Origin of the sequence: uncultured Actinobacillus sp., assembly GCF_945915845.1 — a bacterium.
Classification (GTDB): domain Bacteria; phylum Pseudomonadota; class Gammaproteobacteria; order Enterobacterales; family Pasteurellaceae; genus Exercitatus.
In genome coordinates, this window is record NZ_CAMEFX010000075.1 from 1 (window position 1) to 4925 (window position 4925).

A 4925-nucleotide genomic window follows, 5' to 3' on the forward strand; every position below is an offset into this window, starting at 1 on the left:
TTTATACCTAGCACGCAAAATGCGTACTAGGTTACGCATAGTTGAGTGGCTTTGCCACTCTAATTCTCAGCCCCAAAGGGGCTGGTTTATGCGTAACCCAGTATGGTTCTTCCATGCTGGGATATTAATATGTGTTATAACGCTCAGTGTCTGAGAAAATAGAAATAACCTTTAAAGATTATTTTTTGTTAGCATATAGGAAAGCACCAACAATACTAACTAATCCGGCTCCCATTAGTAGTGCTGCTGTTTTTGTATCACCTAGATGTGCAATATATGCGGATAAAGCAGAAAATAATAGAACAACTGTAATAGCTAACCATTGTCCACGCTTTTGAATATCTTGTTCGCCTTTGCGTAGGTTGATTTCAGCTTCTTGTGCTTTTTCTGCGATAGAGAGTGATTTTTCAGCCATTGCCATTAGGCGATCTCCGCCATTTGGTATGTGTTGATTATACAACATGATATCTTCAGCGGGAGGTAATGGACCAGAATGGATTTTCTGATGGTGTACCATTACTGCTTTTAATTCAGGTTCTTCAAGAATCATCGGATTGCGTTTTACCGCTTCAATAATTTCTTGCGGTTTTACTGGTTTTGATTTTGCATTCATTATGCATTACCTATTGTTCGAGTTTGATTTAAATGTTTTCCAACATTTTCCCACGAAGAACGAATAAGTTTTGTTGCTGCTTCTTCAGCATTAATTGGGCGGAATGGGGTTGTGGATGTTACGGGAATAATGCTAAGAATAGAGCTAAAACCTAGCAGGAAATTTTTAATGCAACGGTGATGTGTTAAAGCTGTCATACGTTACTCCTTATAGATTTTTGTGACTAATATTGTGTTAAAGCATACTTTAAAATAATAGGCTGTGCAAATAGTTTAGGGGGGATGATTTGACTTGTCATTGGATTAATTGTTATCTTGTGCAGTAAACGCTGAAATGTTTTATGGTTCGACAAGCTCACCAACCGTGGTTCGACAAGCTCACCAACCGTGGTTCGACAAGCACACCAATCGCCATTCCAGCTTTGTGCAACTACTACATAATATCGTAAAAAGGAAAAAAATATGAAAAATCCCTATTCAACGTTATCTTTATTGGCGTTGAGTCTTATGGTGGCAGGGTGTGATAGTCTGCCTACCTCTGGTCCGAGTTACAGTAAAGTCGTGTCGGTGAATGACAATAAAGCCCTTCCTGATGTCAATGTGATTGAGTTAGATAATAATTTGGTCCAACGCCTTTATCAAACCCAAGGGCAGCAATTATTTTCGGGATTTGATGTATTAAATAGTGGAGCGGGTTATAGCGGAACAGTGAATGCGGGCGATGTGTTAGAAATTTCTATTTGGGAAGCTCCGCCTGCGGTTTTGTTTGGGGGAACTTTTAGTGCAGATGGACAGGGGAGTGGACATTTAACCCAATTGCCGCCACAAATGGTTAACCAAAACGGTACGGTGAGTGTGCCTTTTGTGGGGAATATTTCGGTGGTAGGTAAATCGCCTGAGCAAATTCAAGGCCAGATTGTGGGCGCGCTGAAACGTAAAGCCAATCAGCCGCAAGTGTTGGTTAAGCTTGCGAATAATAATTCTGCAGATGTTACTGTTGTGCGTCAGGGAAGTGCAATGCGGATGCCGTTAACAGCAAGCAATGAGCGTGTATTAGATGCGGTTGCTGCAGTGGGGGGATCGCAGGAAAATATTGATGATGTCACGGTGCAATTAACGCGTGGTAATCAGGTGAAAACCTTGGCCTATGTGACATTAATTGCCGATCCTCGACAAAATATTTTCTTACGTGCCGGCGATGTGGTGTCGTTATTGAATACGCCATATAGTTTTACCGGTTTAGGTGCGGTGGGGAATAATCAACAAGTGCGGTTTTCTAGCAAGGGGATTACGTTGGCTGAAGCCATTGGTAAAATGGGGGGCTTGATTGATACACGTTCTGACCCTCGCGGTATTTTTGTTTTCCGTTATGTGCCTTATGAGCAGCTTAACGAAAATCAACAGAAAAATTGGCAAGCGAAGGGGTATGGTGTAGGAATGGATGTGCCAACGGTTTATCGTGCAGATTTATTAGATCCTCAGTCTTTGTTTTTATTGCAACGTTTCCCAATGCAAGATAAAGATATTGTCTATGTATCAAATGCACCATTGGCAGAATTCCAAAAATTCTTGAGAATGATCTTCTCTATCACTTCGCCTGTCACCAGTACAACGAATACGATTCGTGCATATTAAGGATGTTTTATGGAAAATTTAGCAATAAATAATAAGAAAAAAACATCTAAAATGCGAAATCCTTTATTGTGGTTGACGCTGTTTTTGCCAACACTATTTTCAACCATTTATTTTGGATTGTTCGCGTCAGATGTGTATATTTCTGAGTCGAGTTTTGTCGTGCGTTCACCGAAAAATCAAGCGTCTTTAACAGGTTTTGGTGCGCTACTACAGGGAACCGGTTTTTCACGTTCACAAGATGATGCTTATACGGTTCGCGAATATATTCAATCTCGCACCGCACTTTCTCAACTTGAAGAAGAAATTCCTGTGAAGGATTTCTATTCCACTAAAGGGGATTTTTTTAGCCGTTTTAATACTTTTGGTTTAAGTGGTTCAGAAGAAGAATTTTATCGCTATTTTAAAGATCGGATTAGCGTAGATTTGGATTCCGTTTCAGGTATTACGACATTACGTGTGCGTGCTTTCGATTCTTCAGAAGGACAGGCGATTAATCAGAAGTTGTTAAATTTAGGTGAACAATTAATTAACCGTTTAAATGAGCGCGCTCGAAAAGATACGGTGGAATATGCGGAGCAGGCAGTAGCGAATGCTGAGCATAATGTGAAAGAAGCTGGGGCAGCTTTAACGGAATATCGAATTAAAAATAATATTTTTGATTTGCCGGCACAATCTAGTGTGCAGTTAACCTTGATTTCAACCTTAAAAGCTGAGTTAGTTCGAGTGGAAACGCAGCTTGCGCAATTACAGTCTATGACGCCGGATAATCCACAAGTCGAAGCATTATTGATGCGTCAAAAAAGTTTGAAAAAAGAAATTAATGAACAATCTAAACTTTTATCGGGACGTGGCAATTCTGCTGCGACGCAAAGTGCGGATTATCAGCGATTAGTTTTAGCAAACGAACTGGCAACGCAACAATTAGCGGCGGCAATGACGTCTTTGCAAAATACACGTAGTGAATCTGATCGCCAACAACTTTACTTGGAAGTAGTTAATCAACCTAGCCAACCGGATTGGGCGGCAGAACCTCATCGGTTATACAATATTTTATCCACATTTATTATTGGATTAATGTTATACGGTGTATTGAGTTTGTTAATTGCAAGTATAAGAGAGCATAAAAACTAATGCGATATGGCAATAAAACAACATTTAAACGTTCGCGTGTTATTCAAGGTAGGGTAATTTATGCTCTATTGATGCGTGAAATTATTACGCGATATGGACGTAATAATATTGGTTTTTTATGGCTTTTTGTTGAGCCGTTAATGATGACGCTATTGATTACGTTGCTCTGGACATTTGTTCGAGCCAATCAGGTTTCTACGCTAAATATCGTTGCTTTTGCCATTACCGGTTACCCGTTAATGATGATGTGGCGCAATGCTTCAGGGCGTGCCATTGGTGCCGTTTCAGCCAATTTAAGTCTGCTTTATCATCGTAATGTTAGGCCCTTAGATACCATTTTTGCCCGTATGTTATTAGAAATAGCCGGTGCAACCACTGCGCAAATTTTTATTATGCTCGCATTTGTAGCAATAGGCTGGATTGATATGCCGCAAGATACATTGTATATGGTGATGGCGTGGTTATTAATGGCAATCTTTGCAGTTGGCTTAGGGTTAATTATTTGTGCTATTGCCCAAAAATATGAAGCTTTTGATAAAATTTGGGGAACGTTGAGTTTTGTGTTTATGCCGTTATCCGGCGCATTCTTTTTATTACACACACTTCCGCAGCAAGCTAAAGAGGTTCTGCAATGGGTGCCGATGATTAGCGGTACGGAAATGTTCCGTCACGGATATTTTGGCGAATCAGTTACCACCTATGAAAATATTGGTTTCTTGATTGTTTGTGATTTGGCGATGTTATTAGTGGGTTTAATAATGGTGAAGAATTTTAGTAAGGGAATTGAGCCACAATGATTAGCGTAAAAAATGTCAGCAAACGTTATTATACCCGTAACGGTTGGAAAACGGTGTTACAAGATATTAATTTTGAGCTTAAAAAAGGCGAGAAAATAGGGATTTTGGGGCGTAATGGTTCGGGAAAATCGACCCTTATCCGTTTAATGAGCGGTGTTGAGCCGCCAACAAGCGGTGTAATTGATCGGCAAATGAGCATTTCTTGGCCCTTGGCTTTTAGTGGGGCATTTCAGGGGAGCTTAACGGGAATGGATAATTTGCGTTTTATCAGCCGGATTTATGGTACGGATCTTGAATATATGAAAAATTTTACCGAAGAATTTTCCGAGTTGGGTGATTATTTATATGAACCAGTGAAAAAATATTCATCAGGTATGAAAGCTCGCCTTGCCTTTGCTATTTCTCTTTCTGTGGAATTTGATTGCTATTTGATTGATGAGGTGATTGCAGTAGGGGATAATCGCTTCACGGCAAAATGCAAATATGAGTTGTTTGAAAAGCGTAAAGATCGCTCTATTATCCTTGTTTCTCATAGTCCTGCCGCAATTAAAGAATATTGCGATAATGCGATGGTACTTGATAATGGGATGATGCATAAATTTGATAATATGGACGAAGCCTATAAATTTTATAATGCATCTTAGTTTTTTATTGAAAGATAAATAACTCCTAAGTCATCAAGTATAAGGGAGTTTTTAGGTGTAATAGACAAATTTGTTGCTAAAAAGTGGCTTAAAGCCTTATAGTATA

At 39.5% G+C, this 4925-nt stretch carries 6 protein-coding genes; 4 read left to right on the plus strand and 2 right to left on the minus strand.

Features of this window, described 5'->3' with window-relative positions; translation table 11 throughout:
- Window positions 1-178: 178 nt before the first annotated feature.
- Both Q0O89_RS10285 and Q0O89_RS10290 read right to left on the minus strand, forming a co-directional pair.
- Entirely contained in the window at window positions 179-613 is a 435-nt protein-coding gene (locus Q0O89_RS10285) for a DUF2335 domain-containing protein (protein WP_293731601.1), read from the minus strand.
- The gene (locus tag Q0O89_RS10290; protein ID WP_293731602.1) at window positions 613-810 is read right to left on the minus strand and encodes a hypothetical protein; all 198 of its coding nucleotides are present in this window, start codon (window positions 808-810) and stop codon (window positions 613-615) included. The genes Q0O89_RS10285 and Q0O89_RS10290 overlap by 1 nt, the downstream gene beginning before the upstream one ends.
- A 264-nt stretch (window positions 811-1074) precedes the next feature.
- On the opposite strand from Q0O89_RS10290, the gene Q0O89_RS10295 reads away from it, so the two are divergent.
- The 4 genes from Q0O89_RS10295 to Q0O89_RS10310 are packed head-to-tail and all read left to right on the plus strand — an operon-like array spanning window position 1075 to window position 4819.
- Window positions 1075-2247, plus strand: coding sequence for a polysaccharide biosynthesis/export family protein (locus tag Q0O89_RS10295; protein WP_293731603.1), 1173 nt, complete (start codon window positions 1075-1077; stop codon window positions 2245-2247).
- Between the two features lie 51 nt (window positions 2248-2298).
- Entirely contained in the window at window positions 2299-3378 is a 1080-nt protein-coding gene (locus Q0O89_RS10300) for a capsule biosynthesis protein (protein ID WP_293731606.1), read from the plus strand.
- Window positions 3378-4175, plus strand: coding sequence for an ABC transporter permease (locus Q0O89_RS10305; RefSeq protein ID WP_293731604.1), 798 nt, complete (start codon window positions 3378-3380; stop codon window positions 4173-4175). Before Q0O89_RS10300 ends, Q0O89_RS10305 begins: the two co-directional genes overlap by 1 nt.
- The gene (locus Q0O89_RS10310) at window positions 4172-4819 is read left to right on the plus strand and encodes an ABC transporter ATP-binding protein (RefSeq protein ID WP_293731605.1); all 648 of its coding nucleotides are present in this window, start codon (window positions 4172-4174) and stop codon (window positions 4817-4819) included. The genes Q0O89_RS10305 and Q0O89_RS10310 overlap by 4 nt, the downstream gene beginning before the upstream one ends.
- Window positions 4820-4925: the final 106 nt, after the last annotated feature.

Coding starts and splice junctions, on each gene's coding strand:
- Q0O89_RS10295 (WP_293731603.1), top strand. CDS start 1,075: ATGAAAAATCCCTATTCAACGTTATCTTTATTGGCGTTGAGTCTTATG.
- Q0O89_RS10290 (WP_293731602.1), bottom strand. CDS start 810: ATGACAGCTTTAACACATCACCGTTGCATTAAAAATTTCCTGCTAGGT.
- Q0O89_RS10285 (WP_293731601.1), bottom strand. CDS start 613: ATGAATGCAAAATCAAAACCAGTAAAACCGCAAGAAATTATTGAAGCG.
- Q0O89_RS10300 (WP_293731606.1), top strand. CDS start 2,299: ATGCGAAATCCTTTATTGTGGTTGACGCTGTTTTTGCCAACACTATTT.
- Q0O89_RS10305 (WP_293731604.1), top strand. CDS start 3,378: ATGCGATATGGCAATAAAACAACATTTAAACGTTCGCGTGTTATTCAA.
- Q0O89_RS10310 (WP_293731605.1), top strand. CDS start 4,172: ATGATTAGCGTAAAAAATGTCAGCAAACGTTATTATACCCGTAACGGT.